Source organism: Streptomyces asoensis (assembly GCF_016860545.1).
GTDB lineage: Bacteria > Actinomycetota > Actinomycetes > Streptomycetales > Streptomycetaceae > Streptomyces > Streptomyces asoensis.
The window spans coordinates 2,282,427-2,308,869 of sequence record NZ_BNEB01000003.1; the positions used below are offsets into that span (position 1 = coordinate 2,282,427).

21 protein-coding genes are annotated in these 26,443 nt (G+C 71.8%); 15 read left to right on the forward strand and 6 right to left on the reverse strand.

The genetic code is table 11. The annotated features are described in order from the left end of the window. Positions 1 to 26: 26 nt before the first annotated feature. The gene (locus Saso_RS22930; RefSeq protein WP_189920398.1) at positions 27 to 1,811 is read right to left on the reverse strand and encodes a hypothetical protein; all 1,785 of its coding nucleotides are present in this window, start codon (positions 1,809 to 1,811) and stop codon (positions 27 to 29) included. A 205-nt stretch (positions 1,812 to 2,016) separates the two neighbouring features. Between Saso_RS22930 and Saso_RS22935 the strand changes: the two genes are divergently transcribed. Further along, a complete protein-coding gene (locus Saso_RS22935) occupies positions 2,017 to 3,000 on the forward strand; it encodes a glycosyltransferase family 2 protein (protein ID WP_189920396.1) in 984 nt (327 codons plus the stop codon). Further along, entirely contained in the window at positions 2,997 to 4,346 is a 1,350-nt protein-coding gene (locus tag Saso_RS22940; RefSeq protein WP_189920394.1) for a polysialyltransferase family glycosyltransferase, read from the forward strand. Before Saso_RS22935 ends, Saso_RS22940 begins: the two co-directional genes overlap by 4 nt. A 153-nt stretch (positions 4,347 to 4,499) precedes the next feature. Here the strand turns inward: Saso_RS22940 and Saso_RS22945 are convergent, their stop codons facing one another. From Saso_RS22945 to Saso_RS22955, 3 genes are all read right to left on the reverse strand, one after another. Then, entirely contained in the window at positions 4,500 to 5,678 is a 1,179-nt protein-coding gene (locus Saso_RS22945; RefSeq protein WP_189920392.1) for an acyltransferase family protein, read from the reverse strand. A gap of 210 nt (positions 5,679 to 5,888) precedes the next feature. Next, positions 5,889 to 7,274: a polysialyltransferase family glycosyltransferase gene (locus Saso_RS22950; protein ID WP_189920390.1), complete on the reverse strand. Its 1,386-nt coding sequence runs from the start codon at positions 7,272 to 7,274 to the stop codon at positions 5,889 to 5,891. Continuing rightward, entirely contained in the window at positions 7,274 to 8,287 is a 1,014-nt protein-coding gene (locus tag Saso_RS22955; protein ID WP_189920388.1) for a glycosyltransferase family 2 protein, read from the reverse strand. Before Saso_RS22955 ends, Saso_RS22950 begins: the two co-directional genes overlap by 1 nt. Before the next feature lie 198 nt (positions 8,288 to 8,485). Here Saso_RS22955 and Saso_RS22960 point away from each other — a divergent pair, with 198 nt between their 5' ends. The 13 genes from Saso_RS22960 to Saso_RS23020 all read left to right on the forward strand — a co-directional run bounded on the left by Saso_RS22960 (position 8,486) and on the right by Saso_RS23020 (position 24,050). Next, entirely contained in the window at positions 8,486 to 9,871 is a 1,386-nt protein-coding gene (locus Saso_RS22960) for a DUF6716 putative glycosyltransferase (protein ID WP_189920386.1), read from the forward strand. A 20-nt stretch (positions 9,872 to 9,891) separates the two neighbouring features. After that, complete coding sequence (locus Saso_RS22965) at positions 9,892 to 11,145, forward strand: acylneuraminate cytidylyltransferase (RefSeq protein WP_189920384.1); 1,254 nt, start codon at positions 9,892 to 9,894, stop codon at positions 11,143 to 11,145. Positions 11,146 to 11,158: 13 nt separating this feature from the next. Continuing rightward, on the forward strand, positions 11,159 to 12,106 hold the full coding sequence (locus Saso_RS22970; RefSeq protein WP_189920382.1) for an N-acetylneuraminate synthase family protein: 948 nt from the start codon (positions 11,159 to 11,161) through the stop codon (positions 12,104 to 12,106). Positions 12,107 to 12,152: 46 nt separating this feature from the next. Beyond that, positions 12,153 to 13,244, forward strand: a complete 1,092-nt coding sequence (locus Saso_RS22975; protein WP_189920380.1) for a hypothetical protein — start codon at positions 12,153 to 12,155, stop codon at positions 13,242 to 13,244. A gap of 352 nt (positions 13,245 to 13,596) precedes the next feature. After that, positions 13,597 to 14,859 (forward strand): amidohydrolase, encoded by a 1,263-nt coding sequence (locus tag Saso_RS22980; RefSeq protein ID WP_229901203.1) that lies wholly within the window; start codon positions 13,597 to 13,599, stop codon positions 14,857 to 14,859. Between the two features lie 299 nt (positions 14,860 to 15,158). Continuing rightward, positions 15,159 to 16,223 (forward strand): BMP family lipoprotein, encoded by a 1,065-nt coding sequence (locus Saso_RS22985; RefSeq protein ID WP_189920378.1) that lies wholly within the window; start codon positions 15,159 to 15,161, stop codon positions 16,221 to 16,223. 232 nt (positions 16,224 to 16,455) lie between these two features. Then, positions 16,456 to 17,508, forward strand: a complete 1,053-nt coding sequence (locus Saso_RS22990; protein WP_189920376.1) for a BMP family lipoprotein — start codon at positions 16,456 to 16,458, stop codon at positions 17,506 to 17,508. A gap of 246 nt (positions 17,509 to 17,754) precedes the next feature. Next, positions 17,755 to 19,443, forward strand: coding sequence for an ABC transporter ATP-binding protein (locus tag Saso_RS22995; protein WP_189920569.1), 1,689 nt, complete (start codon positions 17,755 to 17,757; stop codon positions 19,441 to 19,443). Beyond that, a complete protein-coding gene (locus tag Saso_RS23000; RefSeq protein ID WP_189920375.1) occupies positions 19,440 to 20,558 on the forward strand; it encodes an ABC transporter permease in 1,119 nt (372 codons plus the stop codon). Before Saso_RS22995 ends, Saso_RS23000 begins: the two co-directional genes overlap by 4 nt. Beyond that, entirely contained in the window at positions 20,558 to 21,820 is a 1,263-nt protein-coding gene (locus Saso_RS23005) for an ABC transporter permease (protein WP_189920374.1), read from the forward strand. Before Saso_RS23000 ends, Saso_RS23005 begins: the two co-directional genes overlap by 1 nt. Next, entirely contained in the window at positions 21,817 to 22,221 is a 405-nt protein-coding gene (locus tag Saso_RS23010) for a cytidine deaminase (RefSeq protein ID WP_189920373.1), read from the forward strand. The genes Saso_RS23005 and Saso_RS23010 overlap by 4 nt, the downstream gene beginning before the upstream one ends. A 115-nt stretch (positions 22,222 to 22,336) precedes the next feature. After that, positions 22,337 to 23,614, forward strand: a complete 1,278-nt coding sequence (locus Saso_RS23015; protein WP_189920567.1) for a thymidine phosphorylase — start codon at positions 22,337 to 22,339, stop codon at positions 23,612 to 23,614. Positions 23,615 to 23,663: 49 nt separating this feature from the next. Then, entirely contained in the window at positions 23,664 to 24,050 is a 387-nt protein-coding gene (locus Saso_RS23020; protein ID WP_189920372.1) for an STAS domain-containing protein, read from the forward strand. Here the strand turns inward: Saso_RS23020 and Saso_RS23025 are convergent. Both Saso_RS23025 and Saso_RS23030 read right to left on the reverse strand, forming a co-directional pair. Further along, positions 23,934 to 24,950, reverse strand: coding sequence for a sigma-70 family RNA polymerase sigma factor (locus tag Saso_RS23025; RefSeq protein ID WP_189920371.1), 1,017 nt, complete (start codon positions 24,948 to 24,950; stop codon positions 23,934 to 23,936). The two genes, Saso_RS23020 and Saso_RS23025, sit on opposite strands and share 117 nt — an antisense overlap. Positions 24,951 to 25,168: 218 nt before the next feature. Beyond that, complete coding sequence (locus Saso_RS23030) at positions 25,169 to 26,440, reverse strand: MFS transporter (RefSeq protein WP_189920370.1); 1,272 nt, start codon at positions 26,438 to 26,440, stop codon at positions 25,169 to 25,171. Between the last annotated feature and the right edge of the window lie 3 nt (positions 26,441 to 26,443).

Here is a 26,443-nt window from a genome sequence, read left to right on the forward strand (position 1 = left end):
CACGGACGTGCCGTGCCGGGGGCCTCTCAGCGGCGCGCCCTGCACACCACGAGCTGCCGGCCCCGCGGCGCGGGGCACGCGTACGTCCGGCGGATGTCGGCGGCGATCCGCGGGTCGATGACCCCCAGCGACAGCCAGCTGGGCTGGTAGACGGCGTAGGCGGCCGGGTGTTCCTGGGTGATGCAGCGCACGTTCTCCCGGGTCGACTCCAGCGAGGGCACCTCGGTGAGCTGCCGGGGGACGTTGACGAAGGTGGGGAACGGATAGCGGCAGGCCGTGGGACGGCCGATGTAGTACGCCTGCTGACCGAAGGTCAGATACAGCACGGGCGCGCCGGGCGGGAGTTCGGCGTCCACCTGCCGGGCGGCCGCCTCCGCCGACCGCGCCTGCTCCGTGAGTTCGGCGTTGGTCGTGACGATGTTCCCCTCGACGATCCGGACCCCCGAGGTGGGCCACACCGTGGCGGCCAGGCACGCGACGAGCGCGAGGACCGGCAGGGCGACCGGGACACGGCGGCCGCGCGCCCCCGGTGCCTCCGCCTTCGCCCCCGGCAGGTCCGCCGCCGCTCCCGGCCGGTCCGCCCGCGCCCTCAGCAGGTCCGCCGCACCGGCGAGGAGGGCCGCGGCCCAGGCGAGCCCCGCGAGCGCCGCCGTGTCGACGTCGGCCCGCACGAAGGCGAGCAGCGGGGCCAGCACGCCGTACAGCAGGGCGAGCACGGTGAGGCACAGCGGGGGACGGCCGTGGGCGCCGTACCAGCGGCCGATCGCCAGGCCGGTGAGCGCCGCGGCCACCACCGGCAGGCTCTCGCCGTGGTAGGCGAACCAGTTGCCCTGGTAGACCACGACGGCCAGGCCGAGGACGACGAGCAGCAGGGTGACGAGCGCGGCCTCGACCCGCTGCCGGCGCGCCGCAAGGGTGGCGGCGAACAGCAGCAGCGCGCCGGGCAGCAGGGCGAGCACCGGCGTCAGCGCGGTGCGGTCGCCCAGGTAGTAGACGGTCCTCAGCAGCAGGTCCGGCAGGACGACCGGCCCGTTGCCCAGGGCGTGCGCGTTGATGTACGGCATGTCGCGCAGCCACTGGAGTTCGCGCGAGCCCGACCAGGCGCTGAACGCGAACAGCGCACCGGTGCCGACCGCGGTCGCGGCGGCGAGCAGCAGGCCCCGGGCGCGGTCGACCGCGAAGACCACCAGGAGCGCCATCGCGGCGGTGCCCGCGGTGGAGTACTTCATCAGCACGGCGAGGGCGAGCGGCAGCGCGGCGAGCGCGACGGCCCGCGACCGGTCGCGGACACCGAGCGCGGCGGCGACGGCGACCGCCGCGAGGACGAGTGCGAACCACTCCGGCTGGAGGTAGTCGATGACCGGCGCGAACGCCAGGGTGAGAGCGGTGAGGCCCGCGACGAGCAGCGCGTCCCGTCCGGGCATCCGCCGGCGCAGGGCGTGGTGCAGCAGCAGGCCTGCGGCCGCGCACAGGGCGAGGCCGGCCGACCGCATGAGGGCCTCGCGCACCGCGTCCGTCCCCCCGGTGACGGAGTCCAGCGCGTGGATCGTCCAGCGGTAGAAGAAGGGCCGGTGGGCGAAGGTCTCGGAGGGCGAGATCCCGCTCGCGCCCGTGGTCCGCAGCGCGGCGAGCACATAACGGATGTCGAGAAAGACACCGGCGGTGAGCGTGGTGTGGATCAGCAGGGCGGCCGTGGTGACGATGGTGGTCCACCCCGCCGGAGAGGTGAGGCGCAGCCGGCGCGGTGCCGTTCCCGGCCCGGTCCGCCCGCGTTCTGCGGTGGGCGGAGATGCGGTGGATATATCGGTCACGTGCGCGAACGTAGCACCGAATTCAGCGGTGAAAGGGCGCGGTGGAAAAGGCGTGAAGCGGGCTCACCAGTTCTTCATCCGGCATTCTCCGGCCGGATCCGGATGTCACGCCGAATTCACCTGGGTTTCGGTGACGGGACATCGGAGCCCGATGCGATTTTCTTAGGATCACTTGACTTCCCGCCGAGAATCCAGGTGCGCACACGTGGCCAACACTCCGACCCTGTCCGTCGTCGTTCCCTGCTATCACATCGAGTCCTATCTGCCCGAGACCGTGACCAGCCTGGTCAACAACGCGCGGGACGATTTCGAGTTCCTCTTCGTCGAGGACAGATCGACCAAGGACAGGACCTACGAGGCGCTCCTCGCCCTGACGCGGCGGCTCGGGAACAGCAGGATCGTCCGGCACGAGAACAACGGCGGACTGGCGACCGCGCGCAACACCGGGATCGACCTCGCGGAAGGCCGCTATCTCACCTTCCTCGACGGTGACGACTGGCTGGCGCCGGGATATCTGGCCCGGCTCGTCGACGTGATCGAGCGGTTCGACGCCGACTTCGTGCGCACCGACCACGTCCAGGTCACCGGCGTCGAGCGGGCGCTCCACCGGGCCCCCGAGGGCCGCCGCCACACCCTGCTCGACCCGCGTTCCTCCATCCTCCCCGTGGACGACACCACGATGGTCGACTACCCCTACGCCTGGGCCGGGATCTACCACCGCCGGCTCCTCGACCGGGGCCTGCTCCGCTTCCACGACGGCCTGCGCACCGCCGAGGACCGGCCGTGGATCTGGGACCTGCACCGCCGGGCCGAGTCCTACGTGGTCGCAAGCCTCCACGGGGTCTTCTACCGCCGGGGCCTCGCCGGTTCGCTCACCCAGATCGGCGACCTGCGCCAACTGGACTTCTTCCGCTCCTTCGACCTCGTCCTCGGTGAACTCGCCGCCGACCCCGAGGCCGGCCGGCTGCGCGCGAAGGCGCTGCGCAACTTCTGCGTCGTCATCGCCCACCAGCTGCTCGACCGGCGCCGGTTCGAACGCGGGGTGGCCGTCCGGCTCAAACAGCTGGCCGCCGAGGCGCTGGGCGCGATGAGCGAGGAGGAACTGAGCGAGGCGGTGGTCGGGATGGGCGAGGAACGCGTCCATGTACTGCGCCGGGTCCGCGGTGGCATGAAGGGTGTGGCGGCATGATCCAGATCTTCTGTTCGGCGACCCAGTACGCGGCCGCGACCGTCACCGCTGCCATCCGTGCCGGGCAGTTCGGCCCGCGCGAGGGCGTCCGCCGCGTCCTCGTCGTCAGCAACACCGCCGCCGCGCCGGAGGTCGGTACCCCGCTGGACCGGATGGCGGGCTTCGAGCGGCTGCGGCCCGAGTTCGACCAGGTGTACTCCTGGAACGAGTTCATCTCCCCGCACCACCCGGCCGGCTGGTCGCCGCGCGCCCAGGACCTCGGGCTGTGGGAGAAGGCCGTACGCCTCGCCTGGGACCTGGGCGACGAGCCCGTGGAGATCGCCTGCGAGTCCATCCAGGCCAACCCCTCCCGGGCGATCGCCGACATCTTCGCGGACAGCCCGGTCCACGTCTACGCGGACGGCCTGATGAGCTACGGCCCGACCCGCAACCGCATCCCGCACGGTCTGAGCAGCCGCATCACGCGCGTGCTCCACCTCGACCTCGTCCCCGGGCTGCGTCCGATGCTCCTGTCCGAGTACGGGGTACGGCCCGAGGCGGTACCCCGGGAGGCGATGGTCGACGTCCTCGCGCGGATCGGCGAGTCCGGCGCCGCCCTGCTCGCCGCCCGCCTGCCCGCCGAGCGCCGGGCCACCGCCGTACTCCTCGGCCAGTACCTCTCCGCGATCGACCTGATCAGCCAGGAGGAGGAGGAGCGGCTGCACGTGCGCATGCTGCGGGCGGCGGCGCGCGCGGGCCACCGGGACGTGCTGTTCAAGCCGCACCCCAGCGCGCCCGCCGTCTACGGCGAGTCCCTGGAGACGGCCGCCGGTGAACTCGGCGTGCGGCTCACGGTGCTCGACGAACCGGTGCTCGCCGAGACGGTGTTCGCCTTCCTGAAGCCGGAACTCGTCATCGGCTGTTTCTCCACGGCCCTGATGACCGCCGCCGCCTTCTACGGCATCCCCGTCGCCCGCGTCGGCACGGAAGCGCTCCTGGAGCGCATCACCCCGTACGAGAACAGCAACCGCGTCCCGCTCACCATCATCGACGCCGCGCTGCCCGACGCGGAGGCCGCGGAGCCGGGCGCCGCCGTCGACCTCATGGGGGCGGCCGGGGAACTGACACCGCTGCTGCGGGCCGTGGGGTACTGCATGCAGTCCCGCAAGCACCACGCCCTGCGGGCGGAGACGGCGGCCTGGCTCGCCGCGAACCTGACGGGGGAGACCGGCTACCAGCGCTACTTCAAGCGCCGCCGCCTCACCAGCCTCCGCCTCCCGGGCGGCGCCCCCGTCCGTGCGGAAGCCCTCCGCCGCAACCCGACCCTCCGCCGAGCGGCCCGCCACCTACGCCGAACAACAACCTGACCTCGCGATGCCACCCCGACCCAGGCCAGGTGCGACCCCGCTTCTTGGGGGCGCGGGGAACTGCGCGACCGGCCACGACGGCGCCGCAGCCGACGACCTACCGACCGCGACCCGGCGGCAGCCCAGGCCGCGCCCCGCCAAGACCCCCGTGGGTCAGCCCGCACCCCCGGCCCGAGCGGCCAGCGCCCTCTTCAGACGCGGCCCCACCGGCCGCTCCACCACCCGGTGCAGCAGCCAGGCGATACCCAGCACGGCGAGCACCGTGGCCCCGAACGTCACCCACGCGTCCAGCCCCAGCCCCCGGTACAGCACCCGGATGAAGAACCAGCCCAGATGCTCGTGGATCAGGTAGAAGGGGTACGTCAGGGCCCCGGCCACCGTCAGCCACCGCCAGTTCGCCCGGCTCGTCCAGCCGACGGCCACCGCGGCGACGGCGACGAAGGCGACCAGCACGATCAGCTGGATGACGTAGGGGCTGCGGTGGAAGGCCCCCTGCGGGCCGGGGTGCCACAGCGCGGTGACGGAGTAGCGCTGGCCGAGCAGGAAGCTGAAGACCACGATGCCCCACGGCAGCAGGCTGTGGCCGAAGCGGTGGATCAGGTAGAGCGCGAGACCGCCGATGAAGTACGGGGCGTGGTCGCGCATGACCAGCTCGTCGGTCAGCGGGTTGTCGGCGACCCGGGCGAAGACGCCGGCCAGCGTCCACAGACAGCAGAACATCACCACCCTGCGGTAGGTGACGCCACGCCAGACCACGAACAGCGCGAACAGGGCGTAGAAGCGCACCTCCACCCAGAGCGTCCAGTCCACCCCCAGCACCCTGGGCACGCCCATCGGCTGCTGGAGCATGGTCAGGTTGGTGAGGATCTCGTCCGGGCGCAGCGGCCCCGCGACCACCGGCAGGGCGATCCCCGCGGCGGTGACCAGGACGATCGCCGCCCAGTACGCGGGGTACAGCCGGGCGACCCGGGAGCGGAAGAAGTCGCCGATGCTCCGGCCCCAGCTGCTCATGCAGATCACGAACCCGCTGATCAGGAAGAAGAACTGCACGCCGAGGCTGCCGTAGGTCGCGAACTGCGACAGCGTCGGGAACCGGAGGGCCGGGGACTGCTGCCAGGACTGGGCGACCTCGCCGTTCTTGCCGGCGTAGTGGTAGAAGCAGACCATCAGGGCCGCCAGCAGCCGCAGTCCGTCCAGGGCACGCAGCCGGCCCTCCGTCCGCGGCCGGACCGGCGCCCGGTCGGGGACCAGGAGGTCCAGCCGCAGTGCCGGTGTCGTCGGTGCCGGTGCGTGGGCCGGCACCGGTGCCGCCGCCTGGTCAGCCGCGCTCATCCTGGGCCCCTCCGTGGGAGTCGTCGAGTCGTGGACGGTCGTCGCGTCGCGGGGCCGGGCAAGCTGCCCCGCCGTGGGGGACGGCCCCGCCGTACGGGACCGCCCCGCCCCCGCGTCGACTGGACGCTAGGCAGCTTCGACGTGGGCGGGATGAGTGACGGCTGACCCGGGGACGGCACGGGAATGACGATCCGATGAACTGCTGCCCCGTTATGTCCTGTTCCCGCCCGGCGCCCGCTTCAGGGCCCGCGCCCGCCGGGCGAGCCGGCGGACGGTCGCGTTGCGCGGGAGGAAGGCGAGCTGGTTCGGTACGGCACCGGGCAGGGCCAGCGCCGCCAGCCGCCGGCGCTTGAAGTAGCGCCAGGTGTGCGGGTCGAGGCGGGTGGAGAGGTACCGCTCCGCGTCCTCCCGCAGTCCCGGGTAGATCTTGGGCTGCATCGCGTAGCCCACCGCCGTCAGGAGCGCGGACAGTTCCGCCACCCGCTCCGGCGGCGGCACCGTCCACGCCCGCACCGCCGCCCCGTCCGCCAGGTCCGGAAGCAGCGCGTCGACGATGGTGAGAGGCACCCGGTTGCTGTTCTGGTAGGGCGCGAGCCGGGACAGCACGATGCCGGTGCCGGTCCGGGCGACGGGCAGACCGTACAGGCCGGCGGCCGTGAGCAGCGCGGTGGAGAAGCAGCCGACGACGAGGGCGGGCCGCAGCCGCTGGTAGACCACCTCGGCGAGCACGGGCCGTTCGAGCACGTGGAGTTCGGCGCCCAGCTCCCGCGCCTCGTCCTCCAGGAGCCGCGTCCAGCGGGCGGGCGCCACGGGGTGCGGTTTGAAGACGAGGCTGCGGTGCCCGAGCGCCACGGCGCCGCGCACCATGTCCACGTGCAGCGCCTCCTCCTCGGCGTCGCCGAGGATGCCGAGCGCCGAGAGGTACTGCCCGAGGAGCAGCGCGGGCCGCTCCCCGGGGACCGCCGGCCCGCTCTCGTCGGCGGCGAGTTCGTTCAGCACCTTCAGGAAGGCCTCGGACGGCACCAGTACCGGGGGTACGCCGAACTCGGAGAGCAGGACGGGGGTCAGGCCCGGGACCAGATCGAGGTGCAGCAGCCGGCCGACGCGGGTGCCGACCAGCGGATCGATCCTGTCGCGGGTGGGGCCGTAGCTCATCAGGCCGTCGGCGTAGACGTCGACGGGCGCGCCGGTGAACAGCTGGCACAGGGCCAGGGCCGGGTTCACCTGGATGGACTCCACGGCGAGGTGCACCTCGTCGTCCTCCAGGTCCCACAGCAGCCGGACGTACCGCTCCCACAGGGGGACGTCGTCCCCGCGCGGGCCCCAGGCGCCCGGGTGGAAGGGGGAGACGGTCTCGTTCCAGGACAGGACCTCGTCGAAGCGCTCACGGATCCGGGCGAAGCCCGGCATGGTGTCGACGGACGGGGCGGTCTCCGGATTGACCGCGTTGTTGCTGACGAGCAGCAGCCGGCGGTCGGTCGGTCCGAAGAGCCCGGCGTCGAGGGCCGCGGCCAGCGTCGCGGCGCCGTACAGGGTGGAGACGCAGAAGATCCGGGTGGTGCGCCGTACGGTGGCGCCTTGGGTCGTGCCGGGCATCAGACGGCCACCGTCCGCGCCGGGGCCGTGCCCGCCGGACCGGCCCCGCGCGCCGTCACCGGCCTGCGACGCACCCGCCGCAGCACTCCCGCCCGCTGCGCGTCCATCGTGTCCATGACCTCCGCGAGCACGTCCTGCGGCATCCTCCGCAGGGCTGCGGCGCACAGGGAGCGCAGTCTGCGGGCCACGGCGGGTTCGAACCGTTCGATCGAGCCGAGGTGATGGCTCATGATCGCGCAGTAGGTGCGCACCGCCTTGGGCAGCAGCCGTGCGCCCTCGGGGTCGGCCGCCGTCTCCGCGAGCACCTGGTCGAAGGCGCGGATGAAGTCCAGTTGCCGCACGTCGCCGATCTGGGTGAGCGAGGAGGCCACACCGCGCCGGTAGTAGACGCCCAGCAGTCCGGTGACGGCGAAGGTCTCCGCCTCCCGGTGGAGCCTCCAGATCCAGGGCCGGTCCTCCGCGGTGCGCAGCCCGTCGGTGAAGTGCAGCAGTCCGCGGTCGGCCAGCCGGCGGTGGTAGACACCGGCCCAGGCGTAGGCGTAGTCCACGGAGGTGGACCGGTCGGCGGGCAGGATGGCCTCGCGCGGGTCCATCACCACCCCGCGCCGGCCGTGCGGGACGCGGTGAATGCTGCGGGCCCGCCCGGTGCACTGCACATGGTCGGTGCGGACGAAGTCGCAGTCGAGTTCCTCGATGACGTCGAGAAGCCGGGGAAAATACCCGGGAGCGAGCCAGTCATCGCCGTCCAGGAAAGTCAGATAATCGCCACGCGCGGTGTCGATTCCGGTGTTTCTCGCGGTCGCGAGTCCCGCGTTCCTCTCATGTCTGACCACCACCGCGCCCGGCAGTTCACGCTCGGCACGGGCGAGGATGTCCGAGGTGGCGTCGGTCGAACAGTCGTCGACCAGGACGAACTCGAAATCCTCACGGGTGTTCGCACGCAGGCTCGCAAGGGTGTCAGGCGCGTATTGCTGGACATTGAAGAACGGCACGATCACGGAAAGCTTGGGCACCCGGGAAACCCTAGGGGCACCCCCGGCAGCGGAACTTTCCGGTGCGGATACGGGGGGTGAACTCGATGTGTCGGAATGGTGCACCCCCCGCACATTTACGTAATTCGCGGGCCGGTTGGGCGTCCGGTGGCCCGCTGTTAACTTTTTGTTGAGGGGTGATTGGGCAAAGCCTGGCTTTCGCTTTCTAGCGTCCTGTCCGTGCCAGCAAGTACTGCCAACCCCCCACGGATCGCCGTCCTCGCGGACTCCGACACCCGGTGGAAGTGGGGTGCGCTCACCGCCCGGCGGATCGCGCCCTCCACCGGAGCCGGAGCCGATGCCGGAGCCGGGAGCGGGACGGGAGCCGCCCCCGTCCTGGACGGATTCCTGCTGCGCGGCCGCGCCACCCCCACCCCGCGCCAACTGGCCGAGGTCGGCGTGGAAGCCGACTCGCTGCGCGAGGTGACCGCCCCGGAGTTCCTGCGTGCCATGGCGCGGACCTCGTACGACGTCCTGGTCCTCGCGCTGGTCGGCGGCGGCGTCCAGGCGCTCCTGCACGGCCTGAAGCGGGTCTGGGAGGGCCGGACCGAGCGTCCCGTCGTCGTCACCGGCTATGTCGGCGTCGTCTACGAGAAGCTCGCCGACGGCCTGCTGCTGCGGCACGGCGCCGACCTCGTCCTCGCCAACTCCCGCCAGGACGCCGAGCGTTTCCGCGCCGTGTACGAGGGGGTCGGCGCCGACGCCTCGTCGGTGACCGAGGTGGCCCTGCCCTTCCTCGGCGGCGCCCCGTACGCGGGGGAGCCCGAGGCGGGAGGAGGACGGCCCTACACCGTCGTCTTCGCCGCGCAGCCCTCCGTGCCGGACAACCGCCGGGACCGGGCGTACCTGCTCGACCGGCTGGTGCGCCACGCGCGTCTGCACCCCGGGCGCGAGGTCCTGCTGAAGCTCCGCTCCAAGCCGGGCGAACACACCACCCACATCGAGGAACTGCCCTACCAGAAACTGGCGCAGCGGCTCGATCCGCCGCCCAACTTCCGTCTGGTGTACGGGAACATGGGCGAGGTCCTGGACCGCACCGACCTCATGGTCACGGTGAGTTCGACGGCCGCCCTGGAGTCCCTGCACCGCCGTATCCCCACCGTCGTGCTGACCGACCTAGGGGTGCGCGAGGCGCTCGGCAACCACCACTTCGTCGGTTCCGGCTGCCTCGCCTCGTGGGACCGGCTGGACGCCGGGCACCGGCCCGTCCCCGACGAGGAGTGGGTGACCCGCCAGGGCGTCGCCGCGGGCGGGACGCCCTCCGGCGGCGCCGCCTACGCGACGGCCTTCGACACGGCCCGGGAGCGGATCACCGCGCTGCTCGGCCTCCCCGGCGGACTGCCGCCCCTGGACCCGTACTACACGCCCGCGACCGCGCCCGGCTATCTGCCCGGCGTCCTCGCCCGCCACCACCTCGCCCCCGACGGCAGCCCGCTGCCGGGGGGACCGGCCGCCGACCGCGCGCCGGGCCCGGTCCGGCAGATCGTGCGCCGGGCGGCGCGCGGCGCCTACCGCCACGGGGTGCAGCGGGTGGCGCCGGTCATCCGGCGGATGGGGGAGCTGTGACCCTTCGAGGAGAGAAGCCCATGTCCGACTCACCAGCCGGGACACGCCGGGTGCTCGCCGTGATCCCCGCGCGCGGCGGCTCCAAGGGCGTCCCCGCCAAGAACCTCGCCCCGGTCGGCGGCGTACCGCTCGTCGCCCGCGCGGTCCGCGAGTGCCGGGCCACCCGGCTCGTCACCGACGTCGTCGTCTCGACCGACGACCACGCCATCGCGGCGGCGGCGCGCGAGGCGGGCGCGGAGGTCGTGCTGCGGCCGGCCGCCATCGCCGGCGACACCGCCACCTCCGAGGCCGCCGTCCTGCACGCCCTGGACGCCCACGAGGCGCTGCGCGGCGCCCCTGTGGACGTCGTCCTGCTCGTCCAGTGCACCAGCCCCTTCCTCGTCCGCGAGGACGTGGACGGGGTCGCCGCAGCCGTCGCCGAACAGGGCGCGGACACGGCCGTCACGGTCGCCCCCTTCCACGGCTTCGTCTGGCGCCACTCGGAGGAGACCGCCGAGGGCGGCTTCGGCGTCAACCACGACAAGTCGCACCGCCCCCGCCGCCAGGACCGCCCCCAGGACCTGCTGGAGACCGGCGCCGCCTACGCCATGGACGCCGCCGGGTTCCGCAAGCACCGGCACCGCTTCTTCGGCCGCACCGAACTCGTGCGCACCGACCCCGCCCGCGTACTGGAGATCGACGACCCGCACGACCTGGCACGGGCCCGCGCCCTCGCGCCCGTCTTCGACGCCGACCTCCCCCACTCCCGGTTCCGCCCGGGCGGCGCGTCCGCCCGCGGCTACCTCCCCACCGCCGACGACATCGACGCCGTCGTCCTCGACTTCGACGGCACCCAGACCGACGACCGGGTGCTGATCGACTCCGACGGGCGGGAGTTCGTCTCCGTCCACCGCGGCGACGGCCTCGGCATCGCCGCCCTGCGCAGGTCGGGCCTGCGGATGCTGATCCTGTCGACCGAACAGAACCCCGTCGTCGCCGCCCGGGCCCGCAAGCTCCGGCTCCCCGTCCTGCACGGCATCGACCGCAAGGACCTCGCGCTCAAGCAGTGGTGCGAGGAACAGGGCGTCGCCCCGGAGCGCGTGCTCTACGTCGGCAACGACGTCAACGACCTGCCCTGCTTCGCCCTCGTCGGCTGGCCCGTGGCGGTCGCCGGCGCCCATGACGTCGTACGCGGCGCCGCCCGCGCCGTCACCACCGTCCCCGGTGGCTCCGGCGCGATCCGGGAGATCGCCGGCTGGATCCTCGGCCCCTCCCTCGACACCCTCCCCGAGTAAGGAACGTTCCGCCATGAGCACGAGCAGCATCGACTCCCGTGTGCGCCTCCTCGGTACACGCCCCGTCGGCCCCGGCCACCCCGTCTACGTCACCGGCGAGATCGGCATCAACCACAACGGCGACCTCGACAACGCCTTCCGCCTGATCGACGCCGCCGCCGAAGCCGGCTGCGACGCCGTCAAGTTCCAGAAGCGCACCCCCGAGATCTGCACCCCGCGCGACCAGTGGGACATCGAGCGCGACACGCCCTGGGGCCGGATGACGTACATCGACTACCGCCACCGCGTCGAGTTCGGCGAGGACGAGTACCGGCGGATCGACGCGTACTGCAAGGAGAAGGGCATCGCCTGGTTCGCGTCCCCGTGGGACACCGAGGCGGTCGCCTTCCTGGAGAAGTTCGACGTGCCCGCGTACAAGGTGGCCTCCGCCTCGCTGACCGACGACGAACTGCTGCGCACCCTGCGCGCCACCGGCCGGACGGTCGTCCTCTCCACCGGCATGTCCACCCCGAAGCAGATCCGGCACGCGGTCGAGGTCCTCGGCTCGGACAACATCCTGCTCTGCCACGCCACCTCCACCTACCCGGCCAGGGCCGAGGAGCTCAACCTGCGCGTGATCAACACGCTGGAGCTCGAGTACCCGAACGTCCCGATCGGCTACTCCGGCCACGAGACGGGCCTCCAGACCTCCCTCGCGGCCGTCGCCCTCGGCGCGGTCTTCGTCGAGCGGCACATCACCCTCGACCGCGCGATGTGGGGCTCCGACCAGGCGGCCTCCGTGGAGCCCGGCGGCCTGACCCGCCTCGTGCGCGACATCCGCACCATCGAGGCCTCCCTCGGCGACGGCGTCAAGAAGGTCTACGACTCCGAGCTCGGCCCCATGAAGAAGCTGCGCCGCGTGCCGGGCGTCGTCGCGGAGTCGGAGATCGCGGCGGCGGCGGGCGAACCGGTCGCGGTGTGACCTGAGTACCACCTCTCCGAGTGCCTTACAGGATGGTCGTCCGACGATGAGTCCTCGCGCCGGGAAGAACACCGGCCCCACCCCCCACACCCTCGCCTTCGTCGAGAGTCCGGTGCAGCTCCTGAACGTCCTGGAGTGGGCGTACGCCCGGGAACTCCACCCGGGGGAGGAGCCCGGCGCGGGGCTGACCCTCGTCGTCCTGTCCCCGACCGATCCGATGACCCGCGGCCAGCTGCGCCGGATGGCCGAGCTGGCCCGCCGGGAAGGGCACACGGTGCGCTGGGAGGAGGCCCGCGGCGGCACCACGGCCCCCTTCCGCACGATCGGCGGCCTCACCGGGCTGCTGCGGCGCGCGGAACGGATGGTGATGGGCGACCCGTTCTCCCGCTACGTCCAGCTCCTGCTGACCATCACCGGGGCGAGCGATCTGGTCGTGGTCGACGACGGGACGGCGACCATGGAGTTCGTGGGCCAGCTGGCCCGCGGCGAGCGCCTCGTGCGCTGGCACCGCAAGGGCGGCCGCTCGGGCCCCCGCGACCTGCTCTTCGGCCCGGTCTCCGCCGCCGCCCGCCGCCGCCTCGCCCCGGGCCCCGACCGCCGGGTCGAGGTGTTCTCGTCCATGCCGATACGGCAGGCCCCCGACGGGGTCACGCTCACGCCCCACGTCTTCGCCTGGACCCGGGAGCGCTTCGGCCCCCCGCGCGTGAAGAGCAGCGCGGACATGGTGGGCACCTCGCTGGTGGAGACCGGCGTGGTGGACGGCGACCGCTACCTGGAGGCCGTCCGGGCGCTCGCCGGGGCCCACGGCGCGACCCGCTACTTCGCCCACCGGCGGGAGAGCACGGACAAGCTGCACCGGCTGGCCGTGGAGACGGGACTGGAGATCGTCCGCCCCGACCTCCCGCTGGAGCTGATCGCCCGCCGGGGCCCCATCGGCCGGACGGTGCTGAGCTTCCCCTCCACGGTCGTCCACACCCTGCCGCTGGCCCTGTCCGGCACGGACGTCCGCGTCGCGGTCTGCGACATCGACCCGGCCTGGCTGACGGAGCACGCCTCGCCGAGGGCGCAGGGGTTCCTGTCCGGGGTGACGGGCACCGCCAGGGACGTGCACCGGCTGGCCGCGGTGAGCGTGGTCTGAGGAAGCCCCACCGGCCGGCTACGGGCCGCCGCCCCACCCGGGCGGCGGCCCGTGGCGATTTCCCTTCCGACGGCCGAACCGGCCGTGCCGCGATCGCCGCACGGAGGTGATGATTCCGGGACCGTCCCCGGGTTCCGGTGGGTGGACGGCCCCAGCGTTCCTCCAGTGGTCCGTGGTATCCGTGGAGGGAAGGAAGAAGTGTGGGTGCCGGCCAAAAGCCGGTGAGTTTACCCACGACCCCCAGCAGCCATGCGCCGCGCGGCCAACTTTTCTTCGCCTAACGGGTTGAACTTTTGTTGATCGCGTCAGTTGACCGCCCCGGCGTCCTACCCTTCAGAGGGTGAAGCAACTGATGTCCCGAGAGTCCGAGGCCGATCCGTCAGGGGAACACGTGCTCCCCGGTGCACTTTCCGGCGCCCTTCCCGGCACCTTGCCGGAGGCGCTGCGCGCAGAGCTCGTGGCCTTCCGCCGCGACCTGCACATGCACCCTGAGCTCGGCAACCAGGAGTTCCGTACCACGGCCGCGATCAAGGCCCGCCTGGAGAAGGCGGGTCTGAAGCCACGTGTACTGGCCGTCGGGACCGGCCTCGTCTGTGACATCGGCCCGGTGGGTGCGGGGGGCGACGGCGTTCCCGTCCTCGCCCTGCGCGCCGACATCGACGCGCTGCCCATCCCGGACACGAAGACCGAGAGCGCCTACCGCTCGACGGTGCCGGACCGCGCGCACGCATGCGGCCACGACGTGCACACCACGGTGGTCCTCGGTGCCGGGCTCGTCCTCGCCGAGCTGCACCGCCAGGGCCGGCTCCCGCGTCCCGTGCGGCTGGTCTTCCAGCCCGCCGAGGAGGTGCTGCCCGGCGGCGCCGCCGACGCCATCGAGGACGGCGCTCTGGACGGCGTGGGCCGGATCATCGCCGTGCACTGCGACCCGCGCGTCGACGCCGGCCGGATCGGACTGCGCGAGGGGGCCATCACCTCCGCGTGCGACCGGCTGGAGATCGCCCTGGACGGTCCCGGCGGCCACACCGCCCGCCCGCACCTGACCACCGACCTGGTCACGGCCGCCGCCCGGGTCGTCACCGACGTGCCCGCCCTGGTCGGCCGGCGGGTCGACACCCGGGCCGGGCTCGCCGTCACCTGGGGCCGGATCGAGTGCGGTCACGCGCCGAACGTGATCCCGCAGCACGCCGAGCTCGCGGGCACCGTCCGCTGCCTGGACATCGAGGCGTGGCGGCAGGCCCCGGACATCGTCGTCGCGGCGATCGACGAGGTCGCCAACCTGCACCGGGCGAAGTCCGAGATCACCTACGTGCGCGGAGTGCCGCCGGTGGTCAACGACGCCGACGTCACCGGACTGCTGCGTGACGCCATGGTCGCCCGGCGCGGCGAGGCCGGCGTGGAGGGCACCGAACAGAGTCTCGGCGGCGAGGACTTCTCCTGGTACCTCGAGCGGGTGCCCGGCGCGATGGCCCGGCTCGGGGTGCGCACCCCCGGCGAGCGGACCGTCCGCGACCTGCACCAGGGCGACTTCGACGCGGACGAGTCGGCGATCACCGTCGGCGTGGAGCTCTTCACGGCGGCCGCGCTGCTGGACGCGGCGACCCGCTCGCACTGACGGGATCCCGGCGCGGCGGCCGGGCACGGGACGAGGACGAAGGGGTGCCGGAAAGGCGCCCCTTCGTCCGCTTGTGTCACCCGCCCGTAACCCCGGACACGTCCCTGTGACCGTACGTCGGCACGAATCGATAACGGCCCGGAGAAACCCCGTTCCCCTCCGCTTCTACGCGCGTTACTGTGCGCCGGAATCGCCACCGGGAAAGGCTTGTCGGGGAAGCCCTACCGCACGGCGCCACCAAGGGGAAAGCGGGCCGGTGACGGCGCCGTGGGGATGAAGGGGTGCTTGCTATGCGTTCGATGTCTCGGAGGACGAGATTCTCCCGTGCCGCGGTGACCGTCGCGGTCGTCGCGCTCGCCGCCGCCGGCTGCGGCAAGTCCAGCACCGACTCCGGCAAGTCCGACGACGCGGAGTCCGGCTCGTACTCGGGCAAGGGCATCGGCCTCGCCTACGACATCGGCGGCAAGGGCGACCAGTCGTTCAACGACGCCGCCTTCGCCGGTTTCCAGAAGGCCGAGAAGGAATTCAAGATCGGCGGCCAGGACATCGAACCGCAGGACGGCGAGTCCGACGCGGACAAGGTGCAGCGGCTGACCCAGCTCGCGCAGGCCGGTTACAACCCGGTGATCGGCGTCGGCTTCGTCTACGCGCCGGCCGTCAAGGAGGTCGCGGCCAAGTTCCCGAAGATCACCTTCGGCATCATCGACGACGAGCAGGTCCAGGCCAAGAACGTCGCCGACCTGGTCTTCCACGAGGAGCAGGCCTCCTACCTCGCCGGAGTCGCCGCCGCCAAGGCCAGCAAGAAGGCCCACATCGGCTTCATCGGCGGCGTGGACATCCCGCTGATCCACAAGTTCGAGGCCGGCTACGTCCAGGGCGCCAAGTCGGTCAACCCGAACATCAAGATCGAGTCCCAGTACCTGACCGAGACGGCCCAGGAGGGCGGCTTCTCCAGCCCCGACAAGGGCAAGGACGCGGCCAGCGGGCAGATCGAGGCGGGCGCCGACGTGATCTACCACGCGGCCGGCCTCTCCGGCCAGGGCGTGATCACCGAGGCCGCGGCCAAGAAGGTGTGGGCCATCGGCGTCGACTCCGACCAGTACAGCCAGAGCGCGCTGGCCGCGTACAAGGACTACATCCTCGGCTCCGCGCTGAAGAACGTGGGCGGCGCCGTCTACGACCTGGTGAAGTCCGTCCACGCGGGCAAGCCGCTGTCCGGTGTGGTCCGCGGCAGCCTCTCCAACGACGGTGTCGGCTTCGCCGACACCAACCCGAAGTACAAGGCCATGACGGACGTCGTCGCGGCGGTCGACAAGGCCAAGAAGGACATCATCGACGGCAAGATCACGGTAAACACCAAGTAACGGTCCCCGTCCCGCTCCACCGGGCCCTGTCTACGTCCTTACGGGCGTCTCTGCAGCCCATACGCCCCTTGCCTCCCGCAAGGGGCGTACTGCTGTCCGTAACGTTGACCGCGACTGCGGCCACAGCTCGGTAACGGACCGGACAGAAGGGTTTTTCCGTCTGGTCTACGCGCGTTACGCTGCGGCGGAACCAGCGCCTGGTTTGGGCGCTTGCACAAAGGAGTCAAGTTCCATGCGCCGGGTGTCCCGAATCGCGGCTGCGGGCGTTGCCACCGCAGCTCTCGCCGTGACCGTTTCCGCTTGCGGAAGCTCCTCCACGTCGTCCTCGTCCTCCGACAGCAGCGACAAGAACCTGGGCCTCGCGCTCGCGTACGACGTCGGCGGCAAGGGCGACCAGTCCTTCAACGACGCCGCCACCGCCGGCCTGGACAAGGCCGACAAGGAGTTCGGCTACAAGTCCTCCGCGGTGGAGCCGCAGGACGGCGAGTCCGACGCGGACAAGGTGCAGCGCCTCGAGAGCCTCGCCAAGCAGGGCTACAACCCGGTGATCGGCGTCGGCTTCGCCTACGCGCCGGCCGTCAAGGAGGTCGCGGCCAAGTACCCGAAGACCACCTTCGGCATCGTCGACGACGAGCAGATCAAGGCCGACAACGTCGCCGACCTGGTCTTCCACGAGGAGCAGGCCTCCTACCTCGCCGGTGTCGCGGCCGCCAAGGCCACCAAGACCAACACCGTCGGCTTCGTCGGCGGCGTGGACGTCCCGCTGATCCACAAGTTCGAGGCGGGCTTCAAGCAGGGCGTCCAGGACACCAAGAAGGGCGTCACGGTCAAGTCGCAGTACCTGACCGAGACCGCGGCCGAGGGCGGCTTCTCCAGCCCCGACAAGGGCGAGAGCGCGGCCGAGGGCCAGATCGACGCCGGCGCGGACGTCGTCTACGCCGCCGCCGGCCTGTCCGGCCAGGGTGTCATCAAGGCCGCCAACGCCCACAAGGTCTGGGCGATCGGCGTCGACTCCGACCAGTACAAGCAGGACGCGCTGAAGGCGTACAAGGACTCGATCCTGACCTCGGCCATGAAGAACGTCGAGGGCGCGGTCTACACGCTGGCCAAGTCCGTGCACGACGGCAAGCCGGCGACGGGCGTCGTCCGCGGCAGCCTCGAGAACGGCGGCGTGAGCGTGTCGAACTCGAACCCGGCCTTCGCCGGCAACGCCGACATCCAGGCCGCGCTCAAGAAGGCCGAAGAGGGCATCAAGAACGGCACGATCACGGTGAAGACCTCCTGACCTTCCGTCAGAGGCCTTGGCCGCGGAACCGCTGTAATGGCAGCGTTACGGCCACGGAACCGGGCGCGGGAAGGATGTCCTCCCCGCGCCCGGTTCGCGCGGCAGAATGCTCGGAACAGATCGACACGTGATCGGGATGCCGCCAGGACGGCTATCAAGATCATTCAGTAACGGTCTGATCCGGGCACTATTTAAAGCAGGGGCGCTACGCGCGTAGAGCGGCCCCTTTTTCAAGGAGAGTGCGCCATCGACGCGTCCAGCAGCCCTCCGCTCACCGCACCGTCGACGATCGCGGTAGAGCTGGCGGGGATCACCAAGCGCTTCCCCGGTGTCGTCGCCAACCACGACATCCACCTCGCCGTCCGCAAAGGCACCGTGCACGCCCTCGTCGGCGAGAACGGCGCCGGCAAGTCGACGCTGATGAAGATCCTCTACGGCATGCAGAAGCCGGACGAGGGCACCATCGCGATCGACGGCGAACAGGTGACCTTCTCCAGCCCCGCCGACGCCATCGCGCGCGGGATCGGCATGGTCCACCAGCACTTCATGCTGGCCGACAACCTGACCGTGCTGGAGAACGTGGTGCTGGGCAGCGAGAAGCTGTACGGCATCGGTGGCAACGCCCGCAGGAAGATCAAGGAGATCTCCGACCGCTACGGGCTCGGCGTCCGCCCCGACGCCCTCGTGGAGGACCTCGGTGTCGCCGACCGGCAGCGCGTGGAGATCCTCAAGGTCCTCTTCCGCGGCGCCACGACCCTCATCCTCGACGAGCCGACGGCCGTGCTCGTCCCGCAGGAGGTCGACGCGCTCTTCGACAACCTGCGCGAGCTGAAGTCCGAGGGCCTGTCCGTCATCTTCATCTCCCACAAGCTGGGCGAGGTGCTGTCCGTCGCCGACGAGATCACGGTCATCCGGCGCGGCACCACCGTCGGCACCGCGGTCCCGGCCGAGACGACCCCGCGCCAGCTCGCCGAGATGATGGTCGGCAGCGAGCTGCCCACCCCGGAGACCGCCGAGTCCACGGTCACCGACAAGCCGGTCGTCCAGGTCGCCCACCTCACCGTGTACGCGAGCGGCGGCGCCTCCCTGGGTGTCGAGGCCGAGCCCACGACCGGCGGCGTCAGCGGCATGATCTCCCCCGAGGTCGCCCTCGGCGGCGAGGTCAAGAAGGCGCTCGACGACGTCAGCTTCACCATCCACGCCGGTGAGGTCATGGGCATCGCCGGCGTCGAGGGCAACGGCCAGACCGAGCTGATCGACGCGCTGATCGGCACCAAGAACGCCGACTCCGGCACCATCGCCTTCCTCGGCGAGGACATCACCCCCTGGAGCACCCGCAAGCGGCGCGAGTCCGGCGTCGGCTACATCCCCGAGGACCGCCACCGCCAGGGCCTGCTCCTGGAGGCCCCGCTCTGGGAGAACCGCATCCTCGGCCATGTCACCGAGGCGCCCAACGCCAAGGGCTTCTGGCTGAACCCCAAGGGCGCCCAGGCCGACACCCGCCGGATCGTCGAGGAGTACGACGTCCGCACCCCCGGCATCGACGTCACCGCCGCCTCGCTCTCCGGCGGCAACCAGCAGAAGCTGATCGTCGGCCGCGAGATGAGCCACAACCCGAAGTTCCTGATCGCCGCCCACCCCACCCGCGGTGTGGACGTCGGCGCGCAGGCGCAGATCTGGGACCGCATCCGCGAGGCCCGCCGCGAGGGACTGGCCGTCCTCCTGATCTCCGCCGACCTCGACGAGCTCATCGGCCTGTCGGACACCCTGCGCGTGATCTACAACGGCACCCTGGTCGCGGACGCCGACCCCGCCACCATCACCCCGGAGGAGCTCGGCTCCGCCATGACCGGCGCCGCGACCGGTCACCTGGAACACGTGGACGACGCGGAAACCACCGAGGAAGCTGCCGGTCCGGAGGACGAGGCCCGATGAAGAAGTTCGACAAGGAGCGCGTGCTCCTCGCGGTGGCCGGCCCGGTCATCGCGCTCGTCGCGGCGATCCTGCTGACCTCGGTCGTGCTGATCGCCTCGGGCAAGAGCCCGATCGAGCCGTACACGCTCATGCTGGAGCAGGCCGGCTACTCCGACGTCCAGGTCCTGATCGTCAACCAGGCCTCGATGTACTACGTCGCCGCCCTCGCGGTCGCCATCGGCTTCCGCATGAACCTGTTCAACATCGGTGTCGACGGCCAGTACCGCCTCGCCGCGATGATGACGGCCGTGGTCGGCGCCAACATCGCCCTGCCGTCCTTCCTCCAGATCCCGCTGCTGCTCCTGGTCGGCGTGCTCACGGGCGCGTTCTGGGCCGGCATCGCGGGCGTCCTGAAGGTCACCCGGGGCGTCAGCGAGGTCGTCGCGACGATCATGCTGAACGCGATCGCCACCAGCGTCATCGGCTACCTCACCCTCGACAACATCTGGGGCGTGCAGGTCGGCAACAACAACACCACCGGCATCATGAAGGAGTCCGGCTGGGTGCCCGGCATCGATCTCGGCGCGGACGTCGGCGAGATCTACGGCCTGGTCTTCCTCGCCGTCGCCCTGGGCATCGCCTACTGGGTCGTCCTCAACCGCACCCGCTTCGGTTTCGACCTGCGGGCCACCGGCGAGTCCGAGACGGCCGCCGCGGCCTCCGGCGTCGACGCCAAGAAGATGGTGCTCACCGCCATGCTCATCTCCGGCGGCATCGCGGGCCTCTCCGGCCTGCCCCTGCTGCTCGGCGACGCCCACACCTACAGCCTGAGCTTCCCCACGGGCCTCGGCTTCACCGGCATCACCATCGCCCTGCTGGGTCGCAACAACCCGGTCGGCATCGCCTTCGCCGCGCTCCTGATCGCCTTCCTCGACAAGGCCTCTCCCGCCCTCGACTACGCGACCCCGGTGGCGTACGAGAAGGAGATCGCCACGATCATGCAGGGCCTCATCGTCTTCGCGGTCGTCATCTCGTACGAGGCCGTCCGCCAGTGGGGCCTGCGCCGTCAGCAAAAGCGCGTCGGCGCCGAGCTGGCCGCCGCCGCCCAGAACACCAAGAAGGAGGTGACGGTCTGATGAGCACCACGACCATCGCCAAGCCGAAGGCCAAGCAGCCCGGCAAGGGCGGCCGCCGACTCTCGCTCCCGGTCCTCCTGCTGATCATCGCGGGCGTCCTGGTGCTGACCTCGATCGTCCGTCTGATCACCGGCGCGGACGGCATCACCTCCACCGGCCAGATGTCCACGGCACTGCGCCTCGCCGTGCCCATCGGCCTCGCCGGTCTCGGCGGTCTGTGGGCCGAGCGCGCGGGCGTCGTCAACATCGGCCTCGAAGGCATGATGATCCTCGGCACCTGGTTCGGCGCCTGGGCCGGCTACCAGTGGGGCCCGTGGACCGGCGTCGTCTTCGGCATCATCGGCGGCGCGCTCGGCGCCGTCCTGCACGCCGTCGCGACCGTCACCTTCAACGTGAACCACATCGTCTCCGGTGTGGCCATCAACATCCTCGCCGTCGGCACGACCCGCTACCTGTCGAAGTTCACCTTCGAGGGCGCCCCGCAGGGCTCCTCCAAGCAGTCCCCGCCGATCGACTCGCTGGGCACCTTCGACATCCCCGGCCTGTCGGGCTGGCTGGACACGCTCAACGAGAAGCACTGGTTCCTGATCTCGGACATCGCCGGCCTGGTCGGCGGTCTGATCACCGACCTGTCGCCGCTCACCGTCATCGCCGTCGCCCTCGTCCCGGCCACCTGGTGGGTGCTGTGGCGCACGGCCTTCGGCCTGCGCCTGCGGTCCTGCGGCGAGAACCCGGTGGCCGCCGAGTCGCTCGGCGTCAACGTCTACAAGTACAAGTACATCGCCGTGATCATCAGCGGTGGCTTCGCCGGCCTCGGCGGCGCGTTCCTGTCCATCGTGGCCTCGAACGTCTACCTCGACGGCCAGACCGCGGGCCGCGGCTACATCGGCCTCGCGGCGATGATCTTCGGCAACTGGATGCCGGGCGGCCTCGCCCTCGGCGCGGGCCTGTTCGGCTACACCGACAGCCTCAACCTGCGCGGCGGCACCACCAACGTGCACGCGCTGATCCTGCTGCTCGCCATCGTGCTGGTGTTCGGCGCGGCCTACCTGGCGTGGAAGAAGAAGTACGTCCCCGCCGTCGTCACCGCGCTGATCTCCGCCCTGATGTTCGTCTGGTACGTCGGCACCGACGAGGTCCCGCGCCAGGTCGTGACGGCCGCGCCGTACGTCGTCACCCTGCTGGTGCTCTCGCTCTCCGCCCAGTCCCTCAGGATGCCCAAGGCGGACGGCATGCCCTACCGGAAGGGGCAGGGCAAGTGACCCCGCCCGCCGTCGAGGTCGACTGGGAGCGGCTGCGTACGGTGGCCCGGGACGCCATGTCCCGGGCGTACGCCCCGTACTCCGGCTACCCGGTCGGTGTGGCGGCTCTCGTGGACGACGGCCGCATCGTGTCCGGCTGCAACGTCGAGAACGCCTCCTACGGACTCGGCCTGTGCGCCGAGTGCGGACTGGTCTCGCAGCTCCAGAACACCGGCGGCGGCCGGCTCACCCACTTCACCTGTGTCGACGGCGAGGGCGCCGTCCTCGTCCCGTGCGGCCGCTGCCGCCAGCTGCTCCACGAGTTCGGCGGCCCCGAGCTGCTGCTGGAGACACCGGCCGGGATCCTGCCGCTCGCCGAGATGCTCCCGCAGGCCTTCGGCCCGGACCACCTCGCCAAGTGACTCCCGCGCGGCCCCTCCGACCAGTGCGGAGGGGCCGCGCACCGTTTCCGACGTCTTGTCGCACCACCGTGCACCGCGGTGCACCACCGGAAGGAAAGCCATGACGCAGTTGTCGATGGATGCCGTCTCCGTCATCCGTACCAAGCGGGACCGCGGTGAGCTCGGCGACGAGCAGATCGACTGGGTCATCGACGCCTACACCCGCGGTGAGGTCGCCGACTACCAGATGGCCGCCCTCAACATGGCCATCCTGCTCAATGGCATGAACCGCCGTGAGATCGCCCGCTGGACGGCCGCGATGATCGCCTCCGGCGAGCGCATGGACTTCTCCGCGCTGTCGCGCCCGACGGCCGACAAGCACTCCACCGGCGGTGTCGGCGACAAGATCACGCTTCCGCTGGCCCCGCTGGTGGCGGCCTGCGGCGCGGCGGTCCCGCAGCTCTCCGGCCGGGGCCTCGGCCACACCGGCGGCACCCTGGACAAGCTGGAGTCCATCCCGGGCTGGCGCGCGCTGCTCTCCAACGAGGAGATGCTGAACGTCCTGGACACCACCGGCGCGGTCATCTGCGCGGCGGGCGACGGCCTCGCCCCGGCCGACAAGAAGCTGTACGCGCTGCGGGACGTGACCGGCACCGTGGAGGCGATCCCGCTGATCGCCTCGTCGATCATGTCGAAGAAGATCGCGGAGGGCACCGGCTCCCTGGTCCTGGACGTCAAGGTCGGCACCGGCGCCTTCATGAAGACCATCGAGGACGCGCGTGAGCTCGCCTCGACGATGGTGGGCCTGGGCACCGACCACGGCGTGAGGACGGTCGCCCTGCTGACCGACATGTCCACCCCCCTCGGTCTCACCGCGGGCAACGCCCTCGAGGTCCGCGAGTCGGTCGAGGTGCTGGCCGGCGGCGGCCCGGCGGACGTGGTGGAGCTGACCCTCGCGCTCGCCCGCGAGATGCTCGACGCGGCCGGCGTGAAGGACGCGGACCCGGCGAAGGCGCTGGCCGACGGCTCGGCGATGGACGTCTGGCGCCGGATGATCGCGGCCCAGGGCGGCGACCCCGACGCCGCGCTCCCCACCGCGAAGGAGACGCACGTGGTGAAGGCGGGCGCCTCCGGTGTCCTGACCCGCCTGGACGCCTACGACGTCGGTATCGCCGCCTGGCGCCTCGGCGCGGGCCGTGCCCGCAAGGAGGACCCGGTGCAGGCGGGCGCGGGCGTCGAGCTGCACGCCAAGCCCGGCGACACCGTGCGCGAGGGCCAGCCCCTCATGACCCTCCACACCGACACCCCGGAGCGCTTCGACTACGCACTGCGCGCGGTCGAGGGCTCGTACGACATCGGCGCGGCGGACGCCGGGTTCACCGCGTCCCCGGTGGTGCTCGAACGCATCGCCTGAGCGGCAGGCCCGGGGTGCCCCCGGGCCCGCCCGCCCTGGGGGCGCGCCGATGAGTTGGCCGCCCCGCGGGGGTCTACCGATCGTGGAAGCGACGACACCGCCCGTGCTCACCCTGACCGGCCCCGTCACCCGACCCCGGGTGGCGGGGCTCGTCGACGACGTACGCGCGCTGATGGAGGCGGCCGGCGCACCGGTCGTCGTCTGTGACGTCGCCGCGATCGGCCCGCCGGGCCTGCTCGCCGTCGACCTGCTGGCGCGGCTCCAGCTGGCCGCCCGGCGGGCCGGGGGGCACATACGGCTGCGCGCCCCCGACCCGGCCCTACGCGCCCTGCTCGACCTCGTCGGACTCCGCTTCGAGGTGGAGGGGCAGGCCGAAGAGCGGGAACCACCGCTGGGTGTCGAGGTAGAAGTGGAACCCGGTGAGACGGCCCGCTGAGATCTCCAGGACCTGGATCGCCCACGGGGTGAACCCGCCCCGGTCCGGGTCCGGCTTGTACTGGGCGAAGCCCGGCAGACCGTTGACCTGGACGGGCAGCAGCCGCGAGCCCTCGCAGGCGGAGCCGAGCGTGGTCATGAAGCCCGTGATGTCCTCGTGCCCGGTCAGCCACAGGTCGAACGGCGGCATCGTCATCACGGCGTCCTCGTGGAGGAGGGCCGTCAGCGCCGCCATGTCGTAGCCCTCGAAGGCGGCCACGTAGCGTTCGAGCAGTTTCTGCTGCTCCTCGTCGAGCGGGTCGGACACCGCCGCGTCCGCGCCGGAGGCCTCCCGCTCCGAGAGCGTCGCCCGCGCCCGCTGGAGCGCGCTGTTGACCGAGGCGACCGAGGTGTCGAGCAGCTCGGCGACCTCGCTCGCCTTCCACGCCAGCACCTCCCGCAGGATCAGCACCGCCCGCTGCTTCGGCGGGAGCTGCTGCAACGCGGCCATGAACGCGAGACGCACCGACTCCTTGGCCACCGCCGCCTCGGCCGGGTCCTCCACCGTCGGCAGCACACGGGCGTCGGGCATGGGCTCCAGCCAGGTGTGGTCGGGGCGGGGCGAGAGGGCCGCGCGGGCGAGCGGGGTCGGTTCGGAGAGGTCCATCGGCCGGGCCCGCTTGTTGCCGGCCGTCAGCATGTCCAGGCAGACGTTGGTCGCGATGCGGTACAGCCAGGAACGCAGACTGGAGCGGCCCTCGAACTTCCCGTAGCTGCGCCAGGCGCGGACCAGGGTGTCCTGCACCGCGTCCTCGGCCTCGAAGGAGGAGCCGAGCATCCGGTAGCAGTAGCCGGTCAGCTCGGTCCGGTGCTTCTCCAGTGCGACGTCGATCCCGGTCGTCGTCGCCGTGCTGTTGCTCATCGTCAGCCCACCCCTGTGGCCGTTGCGTCACGCGCCTTCGCGCCCGGCACTTCGGAAGCTACCGCAGCCCACTGACAATGGCCCCCCGAGTCGGGGAACGCGCAGGTGGAAGCGGTTCGGCGACGGCGGTGGGCACGGGCCACGGGGTACGAGCGGGGTACGGGCGGGGAACGGGCGGGCCGTCAGGGGAGACCGCAGGGCAGCCTCCCCCGGGGGGCTCAGTGCGCCGGGACCAGCGCCTGGCGACGGGCCGCCCGTGATCCGGACACCGTGATCGTCACGACGCCCAGGACAGCCAGCACGCCCACGCCGACCGTGCCCGCCCAGCCGCCCGAGTGGAAGGCCAGCGCGCCGACCGTGGAACCGGTGCTGGAGCCGATGTAGTACGCGGACTGGTAGAGCGCGGACGCCTGCGCGCGGCCGGTCGTCGCCGTCCTGCTGACCGCGGAGGACGCCACCGCGTGCCCCGCGAAGAAGCCCGCCGTGATCAGGACCAGGCCCAGCAGGACCGGGACCAGCGAGTCCGCGAGGGACAGCAGCAGTCCGGCGGCTGTGGTGCCGCCCGCCAGGTACAGCGCTCCGCGCCGGCCGAGGCGGCCGACCAGCCGGCCCGCCGTCGACGCCGACACCGTGCCCACCAGGTACACCAGGAAGATCGAGCCGACGATGCCCTGCGGGAGGGAGAAGGGCGCCTCCGTCAGCCGGTAGCCGATCACCGTGTACACCCCGCCGAAGACGGTCATGAACAGCGCGCCGATCGCGTACAGGCGGCGCAGCAGCGGGTCGGCGAGGTGCCCGCGGACCGTGCCGATCAGCACCCGCGGCGCCAGGGAACCCGCCCGGAAGTGCCGGGGCGCCGGAAGCAGCAGCCGGAAGGCGATCGCGCAGGCCACCGCGAGGGCCCCGATCACCCCGACGGCCACCCGCCAGCCCCACTCCTGGGCGACCCAGCCGGTGATGACCCGGCCGCTCATCCCGCCGACGCTGTTGCCCGCCACGAACAGGCCGATCGCCGTGACGAGCGCCTTCGGCCTGACCTCCTCGGCCAGGTAGGCGGTCGCCGACGCCGGAAGGCCGGCCAGCGCCGCGCCCTGCACCGCCCGCAGCGCGATCAGCGCGCCCAGGGAGGGCGCGAAGGGGACCAGCACGCCGACGCCGACCGCGACACCGAGCGAGGCCGTCATCACCGTACGGCGGCCGTAACGCTCCGACAGGGCGCTCATCGGGAGCACGAACAGCGCCAGTCCACCGGTCGCCGCCGCCACCGTCCAGCTCGCCCGTCCCGCCGCGACCCCGAAGTCGTCCGAGATCAGGGGCAGCAGCGCCTGCGTGGAGTACAGCAGGGCAAAGGTCGCCACGCCGGCGAGGAAGAGCGCGAAGCTCATCCGGCGGTAGCCGGGGCCACCGGGGGCGAGGCGGGAGTCGGAGGACGGGGCAGCGGGGGACGCGGCGCCCACGAGCGTGGACGCCCCGGTACTGGCGGGAGACATGCC